The sequence below is a fragment of the Streptomyces sp. JK94 genome (genome assembly GCF_053613315.1).
In genome coordinates this window covers 248,151-271,461 of record NZ_JBSICH010000011.1, presented here as the reverse complement: position 1 = coordinate 271,461, position 23,311 = coordinate 248,151, and the positions used below count along the sequence as shown (strand labels likewise).

Sequence of the window (23,311 nt, the reverse complement as noted above, 5' to 3'; positions counted from 1 at the left end):
ATCAGCTCCTTACGAAGGTGGCGGCGGCGGGGGCCGGGACGCGCTCCGCGAGCGGGACCACGGGCGGGAGCGCCTCGGGCGGCTCGCCGAGCAGCACCCGGCGCACGACGCGCTCGGCGGCCCGGCCGTCGTCGAACTCGCAGAACCGCTCGCGGAAGGCCGCCCGCAGCGCCGCCGCCTCCGGGCCCGCGTACGAGCCGTCGCCGAAGATCCGGGCCAGCTCCTGCGGCGTCCGCGCCACCGGGCCGGGCGGTGCCGCCAGCAGGTCGAAGTAGACGCCGCGGGTCTCCCGGTAGACGTCCCAGTCGTCGGCGTACACGACGATCGGCCGGTCCAGGTTGGCGTAGTCGAACATGATCGACGAGTAGTCGGTGACCAGCGCGTCGGCGGCCAGGCACACGTCCTCGGAGGAGCGGTGGGCGGTCACGTCGATGACCCGGCCGCTGCTTCGGGCGCCGCCCCGGTCGTAGAAGTAGTGCGCCCGCAGCAGCACGACCACGTCCTCGCCGGCCGCCTCGCAGAACGCCTCCAGGTCCAGGCCGCCGGCGCCGAAGCCGCTCGCGTGGTCGCGGTGCGTGGGCGCGTACAGGACGGCCGTCCTCCCTTCCGGGACGCCCAGGGCGCGCCGGACCCGGGCGACGTCGTCGGCGGTCGCCGTGCAGTAGACGTCGTTGCGCGGATAGCCGTACTCCAGCTGTTCGTACGAGCCCGGGAAGGCGCGCTCCCACGTCTGGGTGGAGTGGCGGTTGGCGGAGAGGTTGAAGTCCCAGCGGTCCACCCGGCCCAGCAGCTTGGCGAAGCTGCCGCCGGCCGCCGCCACCACGGGGTACGTCGACTGGTCGACGCCCATCGTCTTCAGCGGGGTGCCGTGCTGGGTCTGCAGGTGCACGCTGCCGGGGCGCTTGACGACGCCCTCGGCGAAGTTGGCGTTGTTGACCAGGTACTTGGCGCGGGCCAGCACCTCCCAGGAGCGCCGGCTGCCGATGACGGCGTGGTCGACGCCCTCGGGGAGCGTGTGCGCCTGGCCCGGCTCGACCAGGAACACCGCGCGCAGGTGCGGGGCGAGTTCACGGGCCTTGGCGTGGATCGCGGCCGGGTTGCAGGCGTAACCGCGGCCCCAGTAAGCGCAGTAGACGACGAGGTTCGCGTCCAGCGGGCGGCGCAGCCGGAGGCGGTAGTGGAGACGGGTGCGCAGGCCGTGCGGGCGGGGCAGGAGCCGCAGGAGCCCGGCCACCGCCCGGTTGGCGGCGCGCAGGGCGCGGAAGCCGGTGTACGAACCGGTCGCCAGCAGCCGGTGCTGGACGCCGAGCCGGCCGCCCGGCGGCCGGAAACCGGCGGGGCGGTGGCGCCGGTAGAGGCGGCTCGCGCGGCGGAAGAAGGCACGGCGGCCCCGGCGCGTCAGGCGCCGCGGGTGGGCGGCCGTCTTCAGGACGGCGGCGAAGAGCTGCTCGAACAGCGGCCCGCGCCGCTCGGCCGGCAACCCCCGCTCGTCGGCGTGCGCGAGGGCCAGTGCGGCCTGGTCGAGGAGGTCCGCGTGGTGCTCGCCGGGCAGGTTCAGCCGGTTGCCCTGCCGCCGCACCAGATGCCGTACGACGACGGAGCGCAGCACCGTGACGCGCTCGGCGCGCGCGGCGACCAGCGCGCCGAAGCCGACGTCCGTGAAGTGCCCGTCGGGGAAGACCAGTCGCCGCTCGGTGAGGAAGGTGCGGCGGTAGACCGCGCTCCAGGCCGGCAGCTGCACGCCGGTGAGGTGCGGGGCGCGGCCGGGGGCGAAGGCGCCGTCCGGGGTCCTGGCCAGCAGCGGTGCGGCCGGGTTGGCCGGCTCGCCCTCCCACCAGGGCACGCGCTCGTGCTCGAAGTACAGCACGTCGACGCCGCCGGTGTCCGCGAGCCGGGCGTCCAGCGCCCCCAGCGCGCCCGGGACGAGGACGTCGTCGCCGTCGAGGAACAGCAGGTACGCGCCGGTCGCCGCCCGCATCCCGGCGTTGCGCGCGCCGGCCAGCCCGGCCTGCGGCGGCGCGTGCACGGGCGCCACCCGGGAGTCCCGCCCGGCGCGCTCCTCGACGACGTCCGCCGCGGCGCGGTCCGGGGCGTCGTGGACCGGGATCAGCTCGAAGTCGCCGAACGACTGGGCGAGGACCGAGTCCAGCGCCTGGGACAACCGCCCCGCGACCCCATGGGACGGGACGATGATGCTGAAGCGGGGCATACTGCTCTTTCTCTCGTTGTCCTGGTCCGGCGGGAGCCCCCGCCGCCCGTGGGGTGCGGCGGCCCGGCCGTCCCGTCGGCCGCACGGCGGCCCGCGACGTGCCGCGGGGCGTACGGACTCCCGGTGGACAAACGGCGTTCAGAGGCTGTCGGTGACGGTGCGGGGCCCGGCGGGTTGCGGCACCGTGGCCAGCGGGGGGCGGGCGAGGCCCGCGGCGGCGGAGGGGACGGGGCGGCGCGCGGCCGGCGGCACGACGGGCGGCAGGTCCGTCTCGCCGAGCACCACACGGCGTACGACGCGTTCGGCGGCGCGGCCGTCGTCGTACGGGCAGAACCGCTCCCGGAAAGCCGCCCTGAGCTGCGCCGACCGCGAGCCGCACCAGTGGCCGTCGGCGAAGATGCCGATCAGCTCGTCCTCGTCCCGCGCGATCGCGCCCGGCGGGAGGTCGCGCAGGTCGAAGTAGGTGCCGCGGGCCGCCTCGTAGGCCTCCGGCTCGTCGGCGTGGATCACGATCGGCCGGTCCAGACCCGCGTAGTCGAACATCAGTGCCGAGTAGTCGGTGACGAGCGCGTCCGAGGCCAGGCAGAGCGACTCCACGCTCGGGTGGTCGCTGACGTCGAGGACGCGGCCCCCGGTCCCGGCGAGCGGGCCGCCGTGGCGGGGATGGGCGCGGGCCAGCACCATGAAGCGGGGGCCGAGGCGGGTGAGGACGCGCTCCAGGTCCAGGGCGGTGCGCTGGGTGCGCCGGTAGTCGCGGTGGGTCGGCGCGTACAGGATCGCGACCGTGCCCCGCGCGATGCCCAGGGTCTCGCGCAGCCGGGCCACGTCCGCGGCGGTCGCCCGCTGGAGGACGTCGGTGCGGGGCTGGCCGTACTCCAGCGTGGTGTAGCCGCCGGGGTGGACGCGTTCCCAGGTCAGCGTGGAGTGGCGGTTGGCGGAGACGACGTAGTCCCAGGACCCGGCGTCGCGCAGCAGCCGGGAGAAGTCGGTGCCCTGCGCGGCGGCCGGGCGTTCGCGGAGGTCCAGGCCCATGTGCTTGAGGGGCGTGCCGGCCTGCGTCTGGATCAGCACCTGCCCCTTCCGCTTGACCAGGCCGGCGTCGAAGCCGGTGTTGTGCACCACGTACCGGGAGCGGGCCAGTGCCGTCCAGTAGGCGGCGGTGCCGGGGGTCAGGCGGCGCGGGCCGGGCGGGATCGTGTGGTGGTGGGCGGGGTCGGCGGCCCACGCCGTGCGCACGTGCGGCGCGAAGTCGCGGAACGCCTCCTCCAGCGCGCCCGGGTTGCAGCCGTGCCCCCGGCCGCCGTGGGCCGCGAAGACGGCGCGGTCGGCGCGCAGGGGGAGCCGGCGCTGGACGCGGTAGTGCAGGCGCAGGGCGACGGTCCGCGCGGCGCGCAGCGACCTGGCCGTGCCCCGCGCCGTCCGGCGGCGCACGGCCGACACCAGCCGCAGGGCCCCGTAGGTGCGGCGCAGGCCCAGCCGGAGCAGGGCGTGGCGCAGCCGCACGGGCAGCGGCGCGGGGGCGCCGGGGACGTGGTAGCGGCGGCAGTGGACCCGGGCCCGGCGCAGGAACTCGGCGCGCAGGGAGCGCGGGAGGCGGTCGGGGCGGGTGAAGACCGTCGTCAGGTGGTCGGCCATGCGGCGGAACAGCACCGGCCGCCAGCGGGCCAGCTCCGGGTCCGACTCCAGGAACGCGAAGACACGGTCGTACTGCGCGAAGACGTCCAGGTGCCGCTCGCTCGGCGTGCCCAGGATGCTGCCCCGCCGGCGCTGCCGGTAGTGGACGCAGACCCGGTCCAGGGTGGCGATGGTCTCCGCCGTCATCAGGACCGGGTAGGTCCACGGGGTGTCCTCGTAGTAACCGGGCGGGAAGGAGAAGCCCTCGCGCTCGGTGAACTCCCGCCGCACCGTCTTGTTCCAGGCCACCATCAGCAGGTTCAGCAGCCCCGGCCGGTCGGTGAGCCGGAACGGTGCCGGGCCCTGCTCGGTGAGGTGCCGGGCGGCCTGGTTGCGGACCGCCTCGCCCGGCAGGTACGTCCGCGCGTAGTCGTAGACCAGGACGTCCGGCTCGCCGGTCTCCTTGATCCGGTCCGCGATCGCCCTGAGCGCGTCCGGGGTCAGGGTGTCGTCGCCGTCGAGGAAGACCAGGTAGTCGCCGGCCGCCCGCTCCGTCCCGGCGTTCCGGGCGGGTCCCAGGCCCTGGTTCCCGGGCAGGTGCACGGCGCGGACGCGGGCGTCCCGGGCCGCGAACTCGTCGGCGATCGCTCCGCAGGCGTCCGGCGAGCAGTCGTCGACCACGATCAGTTCGAGGTCCGGGTACGACTGCGACAACACCGATTCCAGGCACTCGTGCAGATACGCCTGAACCAGGTACGCGGGGACGATGACACTGAACCGGGGCACGGGGCATCCATGGGTCGGCGGGGCCGGCCGGGTCGGCGCGGGCGTTCGGCCCGGGAACGGCCGGCGGGGCGACTTGGTTACGGCCCCCGCCGCATTCGGGGGACCCGCGCACCGGTGAACACCCCGTACGAAGGAAGGGCGGGCCGGTGAACGGCCCGCCCCCTCAAGGGTGATGCGTCGGCGCCTACTTGACGGCGCCCGCCATCACGCCGGAGACGAACTGCCGCTGGAAGGCGAAGAACACGGCCAGCGGGATCACCATGGAGATGAACGCTCCCGGTGCCAGGACGTCGATGTTGTTGCCGAACTGCCGTACCTGTGTCTGCAGGGCGACCGTGATCGGCTGGCTCCCGGAGTCCGAGAAGATCAGCGCGACCAGCATGTCGTTCCACACCCACAGGAACTGGAAGATGCCGAGGCTCGCGATCGCGGGTCCGCCCAGCGGCATCACGACCCGGACGAACAGCCGCAGTTCACCCGCGCCGTCGAGCCGGGCCGCCTCCAGCAGTTCCCTGGGGATCTCCGCGAAGAAGTTCCGCAGCAGGAACACCGCGAAGGGCAGACCGAAGCCGACGTGGAAGAGGATCACGCCGACGACCGAGCCGAACAGCCCGAGTGCGCCGAAGAGTTCGGCGATCGGGATCAGCGCGACCTGGACCGGGACGACCAGCAGCCCGACCACGGCCAGGAACCACCAGTCGCGGCCCGGGAAGTCCATCCACGCGAACGCGTAGCCCGCAAGCGACCCGATGACCACGACCAGGACCGTCGCCGGGACCGTGATCAGTACGGTGTTGAACAGGGAGGCGGTGATGTCACCGTTCTCCAGCAGCTTCTCGTAGCTCTGGAAGGTCAGCTGGGACGGCTTGGTGAACACCTCCCACCAGCCGCTCGCCGCCATGTCCCGGGGCGTGCGCAGCGAGGACAGCAGCAGACCGATCGTCGGGACCAGCCAGAACAGGCCCACCACGATCAGGAACACCCGCAGCAGCCCGCCGCCGACCCCCTCGGCGAGCCGGGACCCCAGCGACGGCCCGGCCCCGGGCGGCTTCGCGGACGGCGTCGGCGCCGCCTTGGTGGGGGAACCCGCGTCCGTGGTCATCGCCGCACCTCCCGCCTGAGCCGCCGTACGTTGAACCACATCACCGGGATGACCAGGAGCAGCAGGAACACCGCGATGGCGCTGGCGATGCCCGGCTGGTCCGAGGCGAAGCCCTTGCGGTACAGCTCCAGGGCGAGCACGTTCGCGTCGTCCTGGGAGGAGCCGGGGGCGATGATGAAGACGAGGTCGAAGACCTTCAGGACGTTGATCATCAGGGTGACCGCCACGACCGCGAGGACCGGCGCCAGGAGCGGGACCGTGATCCGCCGGAAGACCTGCCACTCGTTGGCGCCGTCGACCCGGGCGGCCTCGAGCAGTTCCCGGGGGACGCCGGCCAGCCCCGCCGCGATCAGCACCATCGCGAAGCCCGCCCACATCCACACGTACGACCCGATGATGGCCGGGGTGACGAGGGAGGGGCCGAGCCAGTTCAGGCCGTTGTAGGGCTCCTCGAAGTTGTCGGCGGGGAGTCTGAGCCGCGCGCCGTCGGCCGCGGCGGGCAGCGTGAAGGTGCCGTCGCCGGCCGCCGTGGCCGAGGCGACGACCTCGCCGTCCTTCACCGCCTCGACCTTCATCCCCGCGTAGCCCAGTTCGGCGGCGTCGACGCCGTTCAGTGTCCCGACGCCCTTGCCGCGGGTGAAGTCCTGCCAGGTGGTGCCGGTGATCCTCCCGTCCTGCGGCTCGGCGGGCGCGGCCTCCTTCGCGCCCTCGGGCATCAGGTCGGGGGCGACGCCGACGAGGGGGAGGACGACGGTCTGCCCCGCCCGCACCGGCTCCCTGGTGACGAACGCGCCCCCGCCGGCCGGTTCCAGCGGCGACTCGCGGCCCGGGTGCGCCTTGGGGAACGCGGACGACTCGGCGAAGGTGTCGTGCACCCCGACCCACACCGCGTTCGCGACGCCCTTGTCCGGGTCCTGGTCGTACACCAGGCGGAAGATGATGCCCGCCGCCAGCATGGAGATCGCCATCGGCATGAAGACGACCAGCTTGAACGCCGTGCCCCAGCGCACCCGTTCGGTCAGCACCGCGAAGATCAGTCCGAGCGCGGTGGCGACCGTCGGCGCGAACACCACCCAGATGACGTTGTTCTTCAGGGCGGTGCGGATGCCGTCGTCGGTGAACAGCGCCCGGTAGTTGTCGATTCCGGCGAAGGAGTCGCCGGACTGGTCGTAGAAGCTGCGGATCAGCGAGTACCCGATCGGGTAGACCACGAGCGCGCCGAGCAGCACCAGGGCGGGCAGCAGGAACAGGGCCGCCACGGCCTTGCGGGTGCCGGTCACGCTCTTGCGCTTGGGGGCGGCAGGGCCCGGTGAGGCCCCCGCCGCCGTGGCCGACGTCATCGCGTCAGCCTCCGTAGGCGGCGGCCGCGTCCGCCTCCAGCTTCGCCTGGGCGCCGGCGACGTCCTCCGGGTTCTTCAGGAAGTCCTGGAGCGCCTTCCACTCACCCTTGCCGGGCGTCCCGCCGAAGGCCTGCGGGGCCTGGTCCGACATGTCGAAGCGGAAGTCGTCGCCGGCCGCGACGAGGGCCTCGGCGATCTTCTTCTGCACGTCGTTCGGGTACGCCGACGCGTCCACGTTCTTGTTCGGCGAGAGGTAGCCGCCCAGCTTCGCCTGGATCGTCGCCGCGTCCGGGGAGGCCAGCCAGGTGGCCAGCGCCTGCGCCGCCTTCGAGTCCTCCAGGATCACGGCCGCGTCGCCGCCGGAGACCACCGGCGCGGTGTCGCCGACGGCCGGGAACGGGAACACCTTCGCGTCGGTGCCGACCTCCGCGTCCGTCTCACCGATGTTGACCTGCACGAAGTCGCCCTCGTAGACCATGCCCGCCTTGGGCTGGTCGCCGCCGGTGAAGGTCTGCGTCACGGAGGCGGGGAACTCGGTCTGCAGCGCGCCGGCCGCGCCGCCCGCGACGTAGTCCTTCTCGCCCCAGATCTCGGCGAGGGTGGTCAGCGCCTCCTTCACGGACGGGTCGGTCCACTTGATCTCGTGCTTGGCCAGTTGGTCGTACTTCTCCGGGCCCGCCTGCGAGAGGTAGACGTTCTCGAACCAGTCGGTGAGGGTCCAGCCGTCCGCGCCGCCGACGGAGAACGGCGTGACGCCCGAGTCGTAGACCGTCCGGGCGGCGGTGAGCAGCTCGTCCCACGTCTTGGGCTCGGCCGCGCCCGCGTTCTCGAAGACCTGGGCGTTGTACCAGATCAGGGACTTGTTCGCGGCCTTGTAGTAGACGCCGTACTGCTGGTCGCCGACCTTGCCGATGTCCTGCCAGCCCTGTGAGTAGTTCTCCGTCAGCTCCTTGGTGGCCTCCGCGCCCAGCGGCTTTGCCCAGCCCTTGTCGACGGCCTGCTTGATGGCTCCCGGCTGCGGGAGCATCACCACGTCCGGCGGGGCGCCGCCCGCGATCTTCGAGCCGAGGAAGTTGATGATCGGGTCCTGGGCGGGCACGAAGGTCACCTCGGCGCCGGTGCGTTTCTCGAACTCGTCGAGGACCTTCTTGAAGTTCTCCTGCTCGGCACCGGTCCAGACGGCGGCGACCTCCAGGCTCTCGCCGTCCAGCTGGGGGAGGGTGACCGTGGCGGCCGTCTCCTTGTCGCCGCCCTGACTGCCGTTGTCCCCGCCGCCGTTGTCGTCGTCGCCGCAGGCGGTGAGTGAGAGCGCGAGGGCTCCCGCGGCGAGGGCGGCGGCGGCCCGGGTGGTCCTCTTGGTGGCTCGGTCCGTGGCCCTCTTGACGCTCTTGCGTGTCCGGATGGTGCTGCTCGTGCGCATCCCTGCCCCGTTCTTCGTCCTCGTCGCACGTTCGGCGCTGTCCCGTGCGCTCTGGTGTACGCCAGGGGGGTGAGGGCGGCAAGAGCGCCTCCGCTGTCAAGCGGGGGATCGTGACCGCGTCGTGACCAGCACCGGGCGCCGGGCGGGTGGTGTCGGGCGCGGGCCGTGGCGGGCGTGGGAGGCGGGTGGCGTCGGGTGTGGGGGAGTGGGAGGTGGGTGGTGTCGGGTGTGGGGGAGTGGGAGGCGGGGGTGGGCGGGATTGAGGCGGGCGGGCTTGAGGGCGGGGGGCTTGAAGGCGGGCGGGATTGCGGGCGGACGCCCCCGGGCCGCCCACCCGGGTCCGGGACGGCCGCGTCCTCGGACCGCCCGTCGGCGGACGACCGGGACGGGTGGACCGGGTGGACCGGCCGGGGCCGTCACAGCAGCCACGGCACCTCCGCCGCCGCCACCTCCCGCGCCGCCCGCTCCAGCGCGCTGGCCAGCAACGCGAGATCCGTCGGTCCGTTGCCCAGTTCCCGCACGGGGCGCCGGGTGGGCGGGTCGCCCATGCGGTGCCACTCCAGCGGGACCACCGTGGGCCGCAGGGTCGCCGTCCGCGGGATGCGTCCCGTGACCCGGCCGCCCTGGAACACCACGGCCTGGCCGTCCGGGCGGACCAGCCGCCCCCGGCCCGGCGCCGGCTCGTCCGGTCCGGGCACCGGCGCGTCCAGGGTGACCCGCAACGTGGCGCGCAGCGACGGCTCCGTCCGGGAGGTACGGCCCCCGGGCGCGGTGGCGGCCACCAGGTGTACGCCGAGCCGCTCGCCCTCCCGCGCGACGGCCTCCAGCGCCCGCGTCACCGACCCCGCCGCGGGCCGCCCGGGCGAGCCGAGCGGGGGAGTGACGAGGGCGTCGAGGTCGTCCACGACCACGACGAGGCGGGGCAGCGGCGGTACGGCCCCCGCCCGGCGCCGGGCCGCGCCCGGCCGCAGCCGCAGCGTGGAACTGGGCGGGGACTCGATGTCCCCCGCCCCCGGCACCGCCGGCCCGCTCCCGCCCGCCGGAGCGCGCTGGGCGACCAGCCGGCCCGACACCTCGCGCCCGGTGTGCCATTCCGCGAAGTCCGACCGCCCGAGCAGCTCGGCGCGCCGCTTCAGCTCGGCACTCAGGGACTGCGCGAACTCCCGCATCCGGACGGGATCGTTGGCGGTGAGATGCGTGGTGACGTGCGGTACGTCCGTACAGACCCGCAGCCCCTCGCCGTGGCCGCCGCCCGCGCCCACGCTGTCCCGGCCGTCCACCAGGACGAGACCGAGGCGGTCGGGGCGTTCGGCGGAGGCGAGGGAGGCGACCAGCGCCCGCAGCAGCTCGGTACGGCCGCTCCCCGGCGGGCCCTCGATCAACAGGTGCGGGCCCTCGGCGCCGAGGTCGGCCGTGACCGGGCCGCGCGGTCCGGCGCCGAGCACGGCGTGCGCGCGTCCGCCGAGGGCCTGCGTGTCGTCGGCCGCGTCCGCCCACCGGGCCATCAGGGAGGCGGGGGTGGCGCGGGCGAGACCCAGCTCGTCGAGGAGCCGGGCCGCCTGGGGCAGTGGCGCGGACACGCGCGCGTGCCGCTCGCCGGCCGGGCCGTCGGTGCGCAGCGGTGCCAGGGCGCGTGCGAACCGCTCGGCCCAGGCGAGGGAGACCGCGTCCACCGTGCCGAGGGTGCCGTTCCCGACCGGGCCGGCGGGGACGGACGCGGCGCCCGGGGCGCCCGGGAAGGCGCCCGTGCGCGCGACGCGCAGCAGCCGCAGGGCCGTCGCCACGTCGCCGCTGAGCAGCGCCACGGCACCGCACTGCCGGAACACCGGCGACACCGCGCAGGCCGCCTCGTAGGTCTCCGTCACCGGGGAGGTCGGGGAGGCGGCGGCCGTCTCGGCGAGACACACCACGTGGATGCCGGCCCGTGGCCCCTCCAGGGCCAGCCGCGTCACCGCCTCGCGCACGTCCGCGCCTCCGGGGTCCCCGTCCACGACGACCACCGTGTACGGCCCGGGGAAGCCGCCGGCCGGGTCGGCGCCGTCGTCGGGCCGTGCCCAGGAGGGCTGCCGGGCGGTGCCCGCCGCTGCCGCCGGGCCGGTCTGCCGTACGTCCTGCGCGAGGGCCGTCGGCTGGGCCGGGATCGTGCCGGAGCTGTTGCCGTCGCCGTTGCCGTTGCCGCTGCCGGAGCGGACCGGGGGCCGGGTGCCGGAACGGGTGTCGGTCAGGTGGTCCTCCAGGCGGCGGAGGAGTTCGCCCGCGCGTGCCGCGGCCTGCTCGCGGTCGTGGGCGAGCAGCAGGCGGCAGTCCTGGCCGTGCCCCGGGCGCAGCTGCGGCAGCCAGCCCAGCCAGGCCCACTCATCGGTCCGCTCCGCGAGCGGACGGGAGCGGTCCGCGCTGATCAGGACGATCTCCAGGACGTCGGGGGAGTGCAGCGCGGCGAGCTGGGCCAGCACCGCGCGGGCCAGCCCGGCGAGCCGCGCCCGCGGGCCGGCCAGGCCGAGCGCCCCCACCTCGCGCAGTCCGGCGGTGACCGGGACGGCGGGCAGCGGCGCCTCGCCGCCGGGCGCCACCCGGTCGGCCGTACCGAGCCGCACGGTGAGCGCCTCCGGGTGGCCCGGGCCCCGCTCCCACAGCCGGGGGCCCGGTCCGAGCGCCGTCAGCAGCAGCGAGGCGGGGTCCGGCCAGGTCTCCGGTGCGCGCGAGGTGCCGGTCGGGGCCGCCGGCGCCGGCCGGGCCGTCTCCCCGTCGTGCGCGTGGGCGCCGGGCCCGGGGGCGTCCGGTGCGCCGCCGCGCCCGCCGGTCAGCCGCCGTGCCCACGCGCCGAGCCCCCCGCGCCGGCGCACGCCCTGGGGCACCTCGGTGCCCCGCAGCGGCGTTCCCTTGCGTCCGGCACCGCCGTCCCGGTGGGGGGCGCCCTCGGGGTGCGCGGTCTCGCCGGAGGAGGCCGCGCCGGGAGCCCCCGCTCCGAGGGGGCCCGGTCCGGACCCGCCGCCGTGCGTGTCGTCTCCGACGGAAAACGGCCGGCGCGGCCCCGCCGCGAGGCCGGTTCCGTGGCTCTCGATGCGGGGTGCGCCTCCCTGACCGGGCACCTGGGGCGACTCGTCCGGCGCCCCGCCGGGGCCCGCGGCGGCGCCGTACCCCGCCGTGCCGTAGGCGTGGTGGGTCGGCCCGGCGGAACGGCCCCGGCCCTCGGTGCCGGCCCCGGGCGCGGGGGCGTCCGGCGCGGCGGCGGTGCGCGGGGAGCCGTCCGGTGCACCGGGCATGCGCGGGAGCCCGGCCGGCCGGCCGGCGGTGGACGGCGGGCCGTCCGTCCGGCCGGCCGCGGGCGCGCTCCGTCCGGGCGTGCGGGAGCCGCCGTCCGTGGCACCGGCGGGACGCCGGGGGCCGTGCGCATCCCCGCCCGCGCGGGCGGGGCCGTCCGCCGGAGTCTCCGTGCGCGTCGGGCCGCCGGCCGTGCCGCCTGTGCGCGCAGGGCCGCCTGCCCTACTGCCCGTGTGTCCGGGGCCGCCGGCCGTACCGCCGGTGTGTGCGGGACCGCTCGCCGTACCGCCGGTGTGTGCCGGGCCGTCGGCCCTGCTCGCCGTGTGTGCCGGGTCGCTTCCCGCCGCGTCGTGGCCCGCCACCGCGTCCGCCACGCGGGTGTGCACCACGTCGTCCCCGCCGCCGGGCGGAGACGTCCGCGCACCCGTCAGCCGCACGTGTCCCTCCCCGTCCGACGTCGTGGGCACCCGCTCCTGGGTCGCCGGGGTGACCGGCACGAGCCGCAGGGCCGACTCGCCGATGCGCAGCAGCGCCCCCGGCGCGAAGCGGACCGGGCGGTCGCCCACGCGGGTGCCGTCCAGGGTGGTGCCGTTGGTGGAGCCGAGGTCGGCGACCGCGACCCGGCCGTCGGCGGCGACGGTCACGGCGCAGTGCATCCGGGAGACGTCCGGGTCGTCCAGCGCGACGTCCGCCTCGGCGGAGCGGCCGAGCCGGACCTGACCGCCGTGCAGCAGGTGCACGCCGCCCGCGTCGGGGCCGGCGACCACGTGCAGCTGGGCCGGGACGTCGGCCGGCTCGGTGTGCGGGTCGGGCTCGCCCGGGGCGCCGAGGCAGAGCACGGCGCCGTCCGTCAGCGGAGGCTCGCCCAGAGTACTGCGCTGGGCGTCGAGCCGCTGCGCGCCCGCGTAGAGCACCACCTGGCCGGAGCCCTGGCCCTCGCCGCCGGGGAGCACGGCGGCCAGCGCGGAGGAGACCGCGGCCAGGGCCGTGCCGACCGGTGCGGTGACCAGCACGTCGCAGCTCGCGACGCGGCCCCCCACCGATGCGTGCGGGCCCAGCGGGTCTACGACGGTCAGCCGGATCTGCATCGCCGTCAGCGGTCCCTTCGCGCGGGCGCCCGCGCGCCGGGGAGCAGAAGCCGTTCACCACGGTCCCCCACCGCGGACTTCCCCCACCGCACACGAGCACGTCGGCCAGTACTGCACGCATCCTCGCACCTGCCACTGACAACGCGCCCGCGTCCCGCCGCCAAATGATCTTGATTGGTCGGCTCTGCCCGCAAAAGTGCCTGGCAGGTGTCATGGCGGTGATCGAACGACGCCCGCTTGAGATCGGTCACGCCCGGGTCCGGCAACCAAGGGACCGGGTCGAGCGTCTTCCCTTCGAACACGTACCTGGCCGGGCGGCGGGCGGCTCGCGGGACGCACCCGCGGACCGAGGCAACCGGGAGGGCGACGACAGCCCGGCGCCCGTACCGCGGCACTAGAGTGGGTCGGAACAGCCAGCAAGCAACAGGGAGCGCATGACGTGCGGCCGGTAGGCAGCAAGTACCTCCTCGAGGAGCCCCTCGGCCGCGGCGCCACGGGCACCGTCTGGCGAGCCCGCCAGCGCGAGACGGCGGGTGCCGAGGCCGCCGTGGCCGGGCAGCCCGGCGAGACCGTCGCGATCAAGGTCCTCAAGGAGGAGCTCGCGAGCGATCCCGACATCGTGATGCGCTTCCTGCGGGAGCGCTCCGTCCTGCTCCGGCTGACCCACCCCAACATCGTCCGGGTCCGCGACCTGGTCGTCGAGGGTGAGCTGCTGGCGCTCGTCATGGACCTCGTCGAGGGTCCCGACCTGCACCGCTACCTGCGCGAGAACGGGCCGTTCACCCCGGTCGCCGCAGCCCTGCTCACGGCCCAGGTCGCCGACGCCCTCGCCGCCAGCCACGACGACGGCGTCGTCCACCGCGACCTGAAGCCGGCCAACGTGCTGCTGCGGCAGACCGGCGGCGAGATGCACCCGATGCTCACCGACTTCGGCATCGCCCGTCTCGCCGACTCGCCCGGCCTCACCCGCACCCACGAGTTCGTGGGCACGCCCGCGTACGTGGCGCCGGAGTCCGCCGAGGGCCGCCCGCAGACCTCCGCCGTCGACATCTACGGCGCCGGCATCCTGCTGTACGAGCTGGTCACCGGCCGCCCCCCGTTCGCCGGCGGCTCCGCCCTGGAGGTGCTGCACCAGCACCTGAGCGCCGAACCGCGCCGTCCCTCCACCGTCCCCGACCCGCTGTGGACGGTCATCGAGCACTGCCTGCGCAAGAACCCCGACGAGCGCCCCAGCGCCGAGAACCTCGCCCGCGGCCTGCGCGTCGTCGCCGACGGCATCGGCGTGCACTCCAGCAGCGCGCAGATCGGCGCCGCCGAGAACGTCGGCGTCCTCCTCGCCCCCGACCCGGCGCCCGCGCAGGTCCCGGGCGCCCCCGGCTCCGCCGACCCGACGCAGGTCCTGCCCCAGAACCCGAACGGCGCCCACGACCCGAACGGCGCCACCAGCGTCCTGCCGCAGACCGGCGGCCCGTCGGGCGCCGCCGACCCCACCGCCGTACTCCCGAGCCGCGGCGCGGCCGACCCGACCGCCGTCATGCCGCCGGTGCCCCCGGGGCAGCCGGGCGGACCGGGGCAGCAGCCGGGCGGGCCGTCCGGCGGCCCCGAGGACCCGCACCCCTGGCAGAACCAGCTCCGCGCCGCCCGCGACCGCAACGAGCAGACGCAGGTCCAGTACCTCGACCCGAACCAGGACCCGCTGCGTCGCCGCCCCCAGCGGCAGGTGGCCCGCCCGCAGCAGCAGCCCCGCCAGGCTCCGCAGGGCCCGCCGCCCCAGCAGCCCGGCTACGGCTACCCGCAGCAGCAGCAGCAGCAACAGCAGCCGCGCTACGCCACCCCGCAGCCGCAGCAGCCCCAGCAGCCTCAACGCCCCCAGCCGCAGCGCTACGCGCCGCCCCCCACGCCCGAGCCCCGGCCGCCCCGGCGAGAGCCCCGGCCGCCGCGGCAGCGCAGCGCCAGCCCGATGCGCATCCCCGGGCTGGGCTGCCTCAAGGGATGCCTGTTCACGCTCGTCATCCTGTTCGTGGCCGGCTGGCTGATCTGGGAGCTGAGCCCGCTGCAGGACTGGATCGGCACGGGCAAGGGCTACTGGGAGCAGCTCAGCGACTGGTTCACCACCGTCACGGACTGGATCGGGGACCTCGGCGGCGGCACGTCGACCGGCGGCTGAGCCGCCGACGGGCCGCTTTCCCCCGAATCCGGCGGCGAGTCTGGGGATTTGTCGACATCCGGCGGGTGATTTCCGGCTCCGCCGTGAGGGCCGGCTCCCCGGGCGCGTACTTTTAAGCGCAACACGCGTCGGTAGGAGCAGTCTTGGCACGGAAGATCGGCAGCCGGTACACCGCCCACCAGATCCTCGGGCGGGGCAGCGCCGGCACGGTGTGGCTGGGCGAGGGTCCCGAGGGGCCCGTCGCGATCAAGCTGCTGCGCGAGGACCTGGCGTCCGACCAGGAGCTGGTCTCGCGCTTCGTGCAGGAGCGGACCGCCCTGCTCGGACTGGACCACCCCCACGTGGTCTCCGTGCGCGACCTGGTGGTCGACGGCAACGACCTCGCGCTGGTCATGGACCTGGTCCGCGGGACGGACCTGCGCACCCGCCTGGACCGGGAGCGGCGCCTGGCGCCCGAGGCGGCGGTGGCCATCGTCGCCGACGTCGCCGACGGCCTGGCCGCCGCGCACGCCGCCGGGGTCGTGCACCGCGACGTCAAGCCCGAGAACGTGCTGCTCGACATGGAGGGCCCGCTCGGCCCCGGCGGCTCCCACCCGGCCCTGCTGACGGACTTCGGCGTGGCCAAGCTCATCGACACCCCGCGGCGCACCCGCGCCACGAAGATCATCGGCACGCCCGACTACCTGGCCCCGGAGATCGTCGAGGGCCTGCCCCCGCGCGCCGCGGTGGACATCTACGCGCTGGCCACGGTGCTGTACGAGCTGCTCGCGGGCTTCACGCCGTTCGGCGGCGGCCACCCCGGCGCGGTGCTGCGCCGCCACGTGACCGAGGCGGTCGTCCCCCTCCCCGGCATCCCGGACGAGCTGTGGCAGCTGCTCGTCCAGTGCCTCGCCAAGGCGCCGGCCTCCCGGCTGCGCGCCTCCGAGCTGGGCGGCCGGCTGCGCGAGCTGCTGCCGATGCTGGCCGGCATGGGACCGCTGGACGTGGACGAGCCCGACGCCGAGCAGGAGGAGGACGAGTCCGGGGAGTCCCCGGCGTCCGCCGCGCCCGCCGGGGAGCCGGTACGCCGCCGGGGAGCCGTGCCGCTGGTGCCGGGGGCGAAACCGGCGGACTCCAACCGCGACACGCACACCTCCATGCGCGTACCGGCCCCCGACGAGCTGGCCGGCGGCGCCCGCGGCACGGCCCGCGCGCCGCGCGCCGCCGGGGCCCCGCGCCCGGGCTCCGCCCGCTACCGCGCCGCCGCCCGGCGCCGCCGGCTGGCGGTGGGCGCGGGCGTGGTCGCCCTGATGGCCGCGATCGGCACCGGTACCTGGCTGGCCGCGGACGGTGACGAGGGCGGCGCGGACCCCCAGGACACGCGGAACTCGGCGCCGGCCTCGCCGTGACGCCGGGCACGCCGCCGCGGAGACCGTGACGACCCGGCGAAGACCGGTGGACGGAGCCGTTACGCTGGATGCGTGGCAGTCGTCGATGTATCCGAAGAGCTGAAGTCCCTCTCCTCGACCATGGAGTCGATCGAGGCCGTCCTGGACCTCGACAGGCTGAGGGCAGACATCGCCGTGCTCGAGGAGCAGGCGGCAGCGCCCTCCCTGTGGGACGACCCGGAGGCGGCGCAGAAGATCACCAGCAAGCTTTCCCACCTCCAGGCCGAGGTGCGCAAGGCCGAGGCCCTGCGCGGCCGGATCGACGATCTCGCCGTGCTCTTCGAGATGGCCGAGGAGGAGGACGACCCGGACACCCGGGCCGAGGCCGAGTCCGAGCTCACGGCCGTCAGGAAGGCGTTGGACGAGATGGAGGTCCGCACGCTGCTCTCGGGCGAGTACGACGCCCGTGAGGCGCTCGTCAACATCCGCGCGGAGGCCGGCGGCGTGGACGCCGCCGACTTCGCCGAGAAGCTCCAGCGCATGTACCTGCGCTGGGCCGAGCAGCGCGGCTACAAGACGGAGGTCTACGAGACGTCGTACGCGGAGGAGGCCGGCATCAAGTCGACGACCTTCGCCGTGCAGGTGCCGTACGCCTACGGCACCCTCTCCGTCGAGCAGGGCACCCACCGCCTGGTGCGCATCTCGCCCTTCGACAACCAGGGGCGCCGCCAGACCTCCTTCGCGGGCGTCGAGATCCTCCCGGTGGTCGAGCAGACCGACCACATCGAGATCGACGAGTCCGAGCTGCGGGTGGACGTGTACCGGTCCTCCGGCCCCGGCGGCCAGGGCGTGAACACCACCGACTCCGCCGTGCGCCTCACCCACCTCCCCACCGGCATCGTGGTCTCCTGCCAGAACGAGCGCTCCCAGATCCAGAACAAGGCCACGGCGATGAACGTCCTGCAGGCCAAGCTGCTGGAGCGGCGCCGCCAGGAGGAGCAGGCCAAGATGGACGCCCTCAAGGGCGACGGCGGCAACTCCTGGGGCAACCAGATGCGTTCGTACGTGCTGCACCCGTACCAGATGGTCAAGGACCTGCGCACCGAGCACGAAGTGGGCAACCCCGAGGCCGTGTTCAACGGCGAGATCGACGGGTTCCTGGAGGCCGGCATTCGCTGGCGCAAGCAGCAGGAGAAGTAAGACGGAGCGCGAACGGCGCTTTGTCGACAAGGCGAGACAAGGCGAGACAAGGCAACTGCCCCCTTCGTTGGGGCAGTTGCCTTTTTCTGTCCGTGATGCCTGGCTTTTACGTCACACTCACACTCCATGCGTCCGGCATACGCCTCTTACCCGGACATCGCGTACGCAACGGCCTTGACGTTGCATGGAACATTCGTCAGGGTGAGGCGCGGCATGCGTATTTCTGGGGCGCATGTGAACCGGGGGACTTCAGCAGGCAGCTACCTCCCGTCGATCACGGCTCCGAGCGCGGCCTCACCGACTATTTCGGCTACTGGGGGTAGCAACTACATGACGAAGAAGACGCGCATCCGTGTCGCGCGCATAGCGGCCGGCGCAGTGATCGCGGCCGGTGCCTCCCTGACCGCCGCGGGTGCCGCTTCGGCGCTCGACCTCGGCCTGGGCGCGGGTGTCGACGACGCCGGCGTCGGCGTCAGCGTCCAGGGCGGCGCGGAGGACACCGAGGGCACCACGGAAGGCACGACCGAGGGCGGCCTCACCGAGGGCGCCTCGCTGGGCGTGACCGAGGGCACCTCGACGGGTACGTCGGAAGGTACGTCCGAGGGCACCTCGACCGGTACGTCGGAGGGCACGTCCGAGGGCACCTCCGTGGGCACCTCCGTGGGCACCTCCGTGGGCACGTCGGAAGGTACCTCCGTGGGCACGTCCGAGGGCACCTCGGAGGGCACGACCGTGGGCACGTCCGAGGGTGGTGACAACGGCGGTTCCGGCGACAACGGCGGCTCGGGCGACAACGGCGGCACCGGCACCACCGGCACTTCCGGCGGCACCGGCACCACCGGCACTTCCGGCGGTACGGGCACCACCGGCACCACCGGCGGTTCGACCGGCGGCACCGGCGGTTCGACCGGCGGTGACGGTGGCACCACCGGCGGTACGGGCACTTCCGGCGGCACCGGCACCACCGGTGCCACCGGTGGCACCGGTGGCACCACCCCCGACGGTGGCAGCAACGACACCGTCACCCAGGACGAGGGTTCCTCGGCCCTGACCGACACCGGCGACGAGGCCCAGGCCTCCGACACCGCAGCCCAGGGCAGCGGTGACGAGCTGGCCGAGACCGGCGCCGCGGAGACCACGTTCCTGCTGGTCGGCGCCGCCACGATGATCGCCGGTGGCATCGGCTTCCGCATGCTGCCGCGGATGATGAACGGTCGCGGCGGGGCGGCTGCCTGACGGCGGTCACCCGCGTACGCACTGCGCACGCAGGTGAAGGTGCCCGGAGCGTTCAGCGCTCCGGGCACCTTCCGCGTCCGTGCCCCGTGGGGGCCCGTGAGGTCCCCCGGGGGCGTCAGGCGGTCCGGTGGGCCAGCAGGGCCATCACCGCGATCAGCACCGCCAGCAGCACGATCAGCGTCATCGGGTTCAGGTCCGCGAGGAAGTTCCCCTGCTGCAGCCTTTCGCGGTTGGCCCGGCAGACCGGGCACCGGCCCTCGCTCACGGGCGCCGCGCAGTTCGCGCACACCAACCGGTCGTACGTCATGCGCTCGCCCTCCTTGCCGCCGGCTCCGTCAGAACAACGCCCACACCGACGTGAACGTTCCCCTTCCACTGTGCCAGGTTCCATGGGGCCCCGCGCGCCTTCCCCCTGAGGCCGGACCCGTGTGCATGCCCCGTACGGGCAGGGACAAAACGTGTGACTGTCGTGCAACCCCGACCGGTGACTGCGGTCCGCACCCCGCTTCGCGTATGGTCACGCTCATCTACCCCCGGCGACCCGTGGTGCATCCGTGATCCGATTCGACAACGTGTCCAAGGTCTACCCCAAGCAGAACCACCCAGCCCTCAGGGACGTCTCCCTGGAGGTCGAGAAGGGCGAGTTCGTCTTCCTCGTGGGGTCCTCCGGCTCCGGAAAGTCCACCTTCCTGCGGCTGATCCTCCGCGAGGAGCGGTGCAGCCACGGACAGGTGCACGTCCTGGGCAAGGACCTCGCCCGCCTGTCCAACTGGAAGGTGCCGCAGATGCGGCGCCAACTGGGGACGGTGTTCCAGGACTTCCGCCTGCTGCCGAACAAGACGGTCGGCGAGAACGTCGCCTTCGCCCAGGAGGTCATCGGCAAGTCCCGCGGCGAGATCCGCAAGTCCGTGCCGCAGGTGCTCGACCTCGTCGGGCTCGGCGGCAAGGAGGACCGCAGGCCCGGTGAGCTGTCCGGCGGTGAGCAGCAGCGCGTCGCCATCGCGCGGGCCTTCGTCAACCGGCCCAAGCTGCTGATCGCCGACGAGCCCACCGGCAACCTGGACCCGCAGACCTCGGTCGGGATCATGAAGCTGCTCGACCGCATCAACCGGACGGGCACCACCGTGATCATGGCCACCCACGACCAGAACATCGTGGACCAGATGCGCAAGCGCGTCATCGAGCTGGAGAAGGGCCGCCTCGTCCGCGACCAGGCACGCGGCGTCTACGGCTACCAGCACTGACGAGGAACGGAAAGGCTTAACGAGACGCCATGCGCGCCCAGTTCGTGCTCTCGGAGATCGGTGTCGGTCTTCGCCGCAATCTGACCATGACCTTCGCGGTCATCGTGTCCGTCGCCCTGTCCCTGGCCCTGTTCGGCGGTTCGCTGCTGATGAGCGACCAGGTCAACACCATGAAGGGCTACTGGTACGACAAGGTCAACGTCACCGTCTACCTCTGCAACAAGAGCGACGCGAAGTCCGACCCCGCCTGCGCCAAGGGCGCGGTGACCGAGGACCAGAAGAAGCAGATCCTCGCCGACCTCGACGAGCTGTCGGTCGTGGACACGGTGACGTACGAGTCGCAGGACGAGGCGTACAAGCACTACAAGGACCAGTTCGGGGACTCGCCGCTGGCCAGCTCGCTCACGCCGGACCAGATGCCGGAGTCGTACCGGATCAAGCTGAAGGACCCGGAGAAGTACCAGGTCATCGCGACCGCGTTCGAGGGCCGGGACGGCGTGCAGTCCGTGGCGGACCAGCGCGCGACCCTGGACAGCCTCTTCGAACTCCTCAACGGCATGAACTGGGCCGCCCGCGCGGTGATGGCGCTCATGCTGGTCGTCGCGCTGATGCTGATCGTCAACACGGTGCGGGTCTCGGCGTTCAGCCGGCGGCGCGAGACCGGCATCATGCGGCTGGTGGGCGCCTCGGGCTTCTACATCCAGGCGCCGTTCATCATGGAGGCGGCGGTCGCCGGGCTCATCGGCGGCACGGTCGCCTGCGCGTTCCTGATCGCCGCGCGGTACTTCCTCATCGACCACGGGCTCGCCCTGTCCGAGAAGCTGGCCCTGATCGACTTCATCGGCTGGGACGCCCTGCTGACGAAGCTGCCGCTCATCCTCGCCACCAGCCTGCTGATGCCCGCGTTGGCCGCGTTCTTCGCGCTGCGCAAGTACCTGAAGGTGTGACACATGCCAAGAGGGCCGAACGGGAAAGCGACCGTTCGGCCCTCCCGGGTTGTCCTAGACTCACCGGCATGTCAGGCCGTGACCTGTTCTGTCAGCCCCGCCGCACGCGCCGCGGGGCCACCCTGACCTTGGTGTTCGCGAGCGTGCTCGTCGCGGGCGCGGCCACCGGCTCGCTCCCCGGCACCGACCGGAATCCCGCGCCCGGCACGGCCCGTACGGCCGCTCCCGTCGGGCGCCAGGAGGAGGTGGCCCGGGCGGCGGCCGAGGCGATGGCGGACGGCAAGTCCCCCGTGGAGGCAGCCGAACGCGCCGTCAGCCGCAGCGGTGACCGCTGGGGCGCCGTCTACTCCCGGGGCGAGTACGAGGAGTTGGAGGAGGCCCTGGACGGCCGGTACACCGGCGTCGGGCTCTCCGCGCGCCGGGAGAGCGACGGCCGCATCGAGGTGACCGGGGTGCGTGCCGGCTCGCCGGCCGCGGGCGCCGGCATCCGAGAGGGCGACCGGCTGCGCACCGTCGACGGCGAGCGGGTCGACGGACGCCCGGTCACCGAGGTCGTCTCGATACTGCGCGGCGACACCGAGGCCGAGGCCGCCGGCACCGCCGTCCGGCTCGGTCTGGAACGCGGCACGCGCGCGTGGACCGAGACCGTCCGCCGGGCCAGGCTGTCCACCGACCCCGTGACCGTGCGCACGCGGGTGAGCGGCGTCACCGTCGTCCAGGTCGACTCCTTCACCAAGGGAGTCGGCGAACAGGTGCGCGCCGCCGTGTCGCGGGTGCCGTCCGGCGCGGGCGTCGTCCTCGACCTGCGCGGCAACAGCGGCGGCCTGGTCGCCGAGGCCGTCACCGCCGCCTCCGCCTTCCTGGACGGCGGCCTGGTCGCCACGTACGACGTCGACGGCGAGCAGCGGGCCCTGCACGCCGAGCCCGGGGGCGACACCGACAGGCCCCTGGTCGCGCTCGTCGACGACGGCACCATGAGCGCGGCCGAGCTGCTCACCGGCGCCCTCCAGGACCGCGGACGCGCGGTCGTCGCGGGTTCCCGCACCTTCGGCAAGGGCTCGGTGCAGATGCCGAGCCGGCTGCCCGGGGGCTCGGTGGCCGAGCTGACCGTCGGGCACTACCGCACCCCCTCCGGCCGCGGCGTCGACGGCACGGGCATCACGCCCGACCTGACCGTCGATCCGGCCGGACCGGACGCGCTGGACCGGGCGGAGACCGTGCTCAGCGGACTGGGGCGGCGGGCGGACGCCCCGTCGGCCCGGCTCCCGTAATCGGCTTTCCGCGGGCCCCCCGCCTAGTGCCAAAATGGGCGGCACTATGGCTAAGGAAAAAGGGCGCAAGCTGATCGCGCAGAACAAGAAGGCGCGGCACGACTACCAGATCCTCGACACCTACGAGGCCGGCCTGGTCCTGTCCGGGACCGAGGTGAAGTCACTGCGCCAGGGGCGGGCGTCGCTGGCCGACGGCTTCGTGCAGCTGGACGGACACGAGGCGTGGCTGCACAACGTGCACGTGCCCGAGTACAGCCAGGGCACCTGGACCAACCACAGCGCCCGCCGCAAGCGGAAGCTGCTGCTGCACCGCGTGGAGATCGACAAGCTGGAGTCGAAGTCCCAGGAGACCGGCCACACGATCGTGCCCCTGGCGCTGTACTTCAAGGACGGCCGGGCCAAGGTCGAGATCGCGCTGGCGCGCGGCAAGAAGGAGTACGACAAGCGGCAGACGCTGCGGGAGAAGCAGGACCGCCGCGAGGCGGAGCGGACGATCTCGGCGATCCGGCGCAAGCAGCGGGCCTGACCCCGGGGGAGCCGCGGGCCCGGCCCCGGGGAATGGGCTGGCACCCGCGTGCGTTGGTCACGTACGATGGATGACGCACCCCACGAGGGTGCGCGGATTGAAAAATCAACATGGGGATGATCGGTTTCGACAGCGGTTGTCGAAGCAGGGGAAGCGTGTCGAGGAAGCGGCCATGATCTCGTAAACCACAGGCCGAAAAAAATAATCGCCAACACCAAGCGCGATTCCTCCCAGCAGGCCTTCGCCCTCGCTGCCTGACCTCAGGTAGCGAAGCGAGCCTCCTACTAAGGGAGTGTCAGCCCGGGGCTGTTCCCGACCCGGATCCTGGCATCAGCTAGGGGACTAAACCTTGATCCCGGTCACGGGGTGAAGAGGGAAACCAAACAGTGACTGAGCCCGTCGGAGACTTGTCCGCGTGATCTCCGGGGCTGAGAAAATCGAAGCGGACTGCACACGGAGAAGCCCTGATTCCGCACCGTTGGACGCGGGTTCGATTCCCGCCATCTCCACAGTTCCCATGTGGGCGAAGGCCC

15 protein-coding genes and 1 other RNA gene are annotated in these 23,311 nt (G+C 73.9%); 9 read left to right on the top strand and 7 right to left on the bottom strand.

The window, feature by feature from the left end; translation table 11 throughout:
- Position 1: 1 nt before the first annotated feature.
- The 6 genes from ACVV2G_RS11730 to ACVV2G_RS11705 all read right to left on the bottom strand — a co-directional run bounded on the left by ACVV2G_RS11730 (position 2) and on the right by ACVV2G_RS11705 (position 12,820).
- Positions 2 to 2,209 carry a bifunctional glycosyltransferase/CDP-glycerol:glycerophosphate glycerophosphotransferase gene (locus tag ACVV2G_RS11730; protein WP_453842588.1) on the bottom strand — a complete coding sequence of 736 codons (2,208 nt, stop codon included), beginning with the start codon at positions 2,207 to 2,209 and terminating at the stop codon, positions 2 to 4.
- A 138-nt stretch (positions 2,210 to 2,347) separates the two neighbouring features.
- On the bottom strand, positions 2,348 to 4,609 hold the full coding sequence (locus tag ACVV2G_RS11725; protein WP_453842587.1) for a bifunctional glycosyltransferase/CDP-glycerol:glycerophosphate glycerophosphotransferase: 2,262 nt from the start codon (positions 4,607 to 4,609) through the stop codon (positions 2,348 to 2,350).
- Positions 4,610 to 4,793: 184 nt separating this feature from the next.
- Complete coding sequence (locus ACVV2G_RS11720; RefSeq protein ID WP_453842586.1) at positions 4,794 to 5,711, bottom strand: carbohydrate ABC transporter permease; 918 nt, start codon at positions 5,709 to 5,711, stop codon at positions 4,794 to 4,796.
- Entirely contained in the window at positions 5,708 to 7,051 is a 1,344-nt protein-coding gene (locus ACVV2G_RS11715) for a carbohydrate ABC transporter permease (RefSeq protein ID WP_453842585.1), read from the bottom strand. The genes ACVV2G_RS11720 and ACVV2G_RS11715 overlap by 4 nt, the downstream gene beginning before the upstream one ends.
- Positions 7,052 to 7,055: 4 nt before the next feature.
- Positions 7,056 to 8,471: an ABC transporter substrate-binding protein gene (locus ACVV2G_RS11710; RefSeq protein ID WP_453842584.1), complete on the bottom strand. Its 1,416-nt coding sequence runs from the start codon at positions 8,469 to 8,471 to the stop codon at positions 7,056 to 7,058.
- A 416-nt stretch (positions 8,472 to 8,887) separates the two neighbouring features.
- Complete coding sequence (locus ACVV2G_RS11705; RefSeq protein WP_453842583.1) at positions 8,888 to 12,820, bottom strand: FHA domain-containing protein; 3,933 nt, start codon at positions 12,818 to 12,820, stop codon at positions 8,888 to 8,890.
- Between the two features lie 439 nt (positions 12,821 to 13,259).
- On the opposite strand from ACVV2G_RS11705, the gene ACVV2G_RS11700 reads away from it, so the two are divergent.
- From ACVV2G_RS11700 to ACVV2G_RS11685, 4 genes are all read left to right on the top strand, one after another.
- On the top strand, positions 13,260 to 14,987 hold the full coding sequence (locus ACVV2G_RS11700; RefSeq protein WP_453842582.1) for a serine/threonine-protein kinase: 1,728 nt from the start codon (positions 13,260 to 13,262) through the stop codon (positions 14,985 to 14,987).
- 143 nt (positions 14,988 to 15,130) lie between these two features.
- The gene (locus tag ACVV2G_RS11695; protein WP_453842581.1) at positions 15,131 to 16,375 is read left to right on the top strand and encodes a serine/threonine-protein kinase; all 1,245 of its coding nucleotides are present in this window, start codon (positions 15,131 to 15,133) and stop codon (positions 16,373 to 16,375) included.
- Positions 16,376 to 16,447: 72 nt separating this feature from the next.
- A complete protein-coding gene (gene prfB, locus ACVV2G_RS11690; RefSeq protein WP_453842580.1) occupies positions 16,448 to 17,554 on the top strand; it encodes a peptide chain release factor 2 in 1,107 nt (368 codons plus the stop codon).
- Between the two features lie 330 nt (positions 17,555 to 17,884).
- The gene (locus ACVV2G_RS11685) at positions 17,885 to 18,790 is read left to right on the top strand and encodes a hypothetical protein (RefSeq protein ID WP_453842579.1); all 906 of its coding nucleotides are present in this window, start codon (positions 17,885 to 17,887) and stop codon (positions 18,788 to 18,790) included.
- Between the two features lie 115 nt (positions 18,791 to 18,905).
- Here ACVV2G_RS11685 and ACVV2G_RS11680 read toward each other — a convergent pair whose 3' ends face one another.
- Positions 18,906 to 19,097 (bottom strand): hypothetical protein, encoded by a 192-nt coding sequence (locus ACVV2G_RS11680; RefSeq protein WP_453842578.1) that lies wholly within the window; start codon positions 19,095 to 19,097, stop codon positions 18,906 to 18,908.
- Between the two features lie 247 nt (positions 19,098 to 19,344).
- Between ACVV2G_RS11680 and ftsE the strand changes: the two genes are divergently transcribed.
- The 5 genes from ftsE to ssrA all read left to right on the top strand — a co-directional run bounded on the left by ftsE (position 19,345) and on the right by ssrA (position 23,290).
- Entirely contained in the window at positions 19,345 to 20,034 is a 690-nt protein-coding gene (ftsE, locus tag ACVV2G_RS11675) for a cell division ATP-binding protein FtsE (RefSeq protein WP_225638029.1), read from the top strand.
- A 29-nt stretch (positions 20,035 to 20,063) separates the two neighbouring features.
- The gene (gene ftsX / locus ACVV2G_RS11670; RefSeq protein ID WP_453842577.1) at positions 20,064 to 20,981 is read left to right on the top strand and encodes a permease-like cell division protein FtsX; all 918 of its coding nucleotides are present in this window, start codon (positions 20,064 to 20,066) and stop codon (positions 20,979 to 20,981) included.
- A gap of 68 nt (positions 20,982 to 21,049) precedes the next feature.
- On the top strand, positions 21,050 to 22,252 hold the full coding sequence (locus ACVV2G_RS11665; RefSeq protein ID WP_453842576.1) for a S41 family peptidase: 1,203 nt from the start codon (positions 21,050 to 21,052) through the stop codon (positions 22,250 to 22,252).
- A gap of 46 nt (positions 22,253 to 22,298) precedes the next feature.
- Entirely contained in the window at positions 22,299 to 22,778 is a 480-nt protein-coding gene (gene smpB / locus ACVV2G_RS11660; protein ID WP_052841735.1) for an SsrA-binding protein SmpB, read from the top strand.
- A gap of 112 nt (positions 22,779 to 22,890) precedes the next feature.
- Positions 22,891 to 23,290, top strand: a transfer-messenger RNA (tmRNA) gene (ssrA, locus tag ACVV2G_RS11655).
- Positions 23,291 to 23,311 lie beyond the last annotated feature (21 nt).

Bases quoted from the DNA above. Each gene is read 5' to 3' on its own strand.
- ACVV2G_RS11730 (WP_453842588.1), bottom strand. From the start codon at position 2,209: ATGCCCCGCTTCAGCATCATCGTCCCGTCCCATGGGGTCGCGGGGCGG.
- ACVV2G_RS11720 (WP_453842586.1), bottom strand. From the start codon at position 5,711: ATGACCACGGACGCGGGTTCCCCCACCAAGGCGGCGCCGACGCCGTCC.
- ACVV2G_RS11715 (WP_453842585.1), bottom strand. From the start codon at position 7,051: ATGACGTCGGCCACGGCGGCGGGGGCCTCACCGGGCCCTGCCGCCCCC.
- ACVV2G_RS11710 (WP_453842584.1), bottom strand. From the start codon at position 8,471: ATGCGCACGAGCAGCACCATCCGGACACGCAAGAGCGTCAAGAGGGCC.
- ACVV2G_RS11705 (WP_453842583.1), bottom strand. From the start codon at position 12,820: ATGCAGATCCGGCTGACCGTCGTAGACCCGCTGGGCCCGCACGCATCG.
- ACVV2G_RS11685 (WP_453842579.1), top strand. From the start codon at position 17,885: ATGACGAAGAAGACGCGCATCCGTGTCGCGCGCATAGCGGCCGGCGCA.
- ACVV2G_RS11680 (WP_453842578.1), bottom strand. From the start codon at position 19,097: ATGACGTACGACCGGTTGGTGTGCGCGAACTGCGCGGCGCCCGTGAGC.
- ftsX (WP_453842577.1), top strand. From the start codon at position 20,064: ATGCGCGCCCAGTTCGTGCTCTCGGAGATCGGTGTCGGTCTTCGCCGC.
- ACVV2G_RS11665 (WP_453842576.1), top strand. From the start codon at position 21,050: ATGTCAGGCCGTGACCTGTTCTGTCAGCCCCGCCGCACGCGCCGCGGG.
- smpB (WP_052841735.1), top strand. From the start codon at position 22,299: ATGGCTAAGGAAAAAGGGCGCAAGCTGATCGCGCAGAACAAGAAGGCG.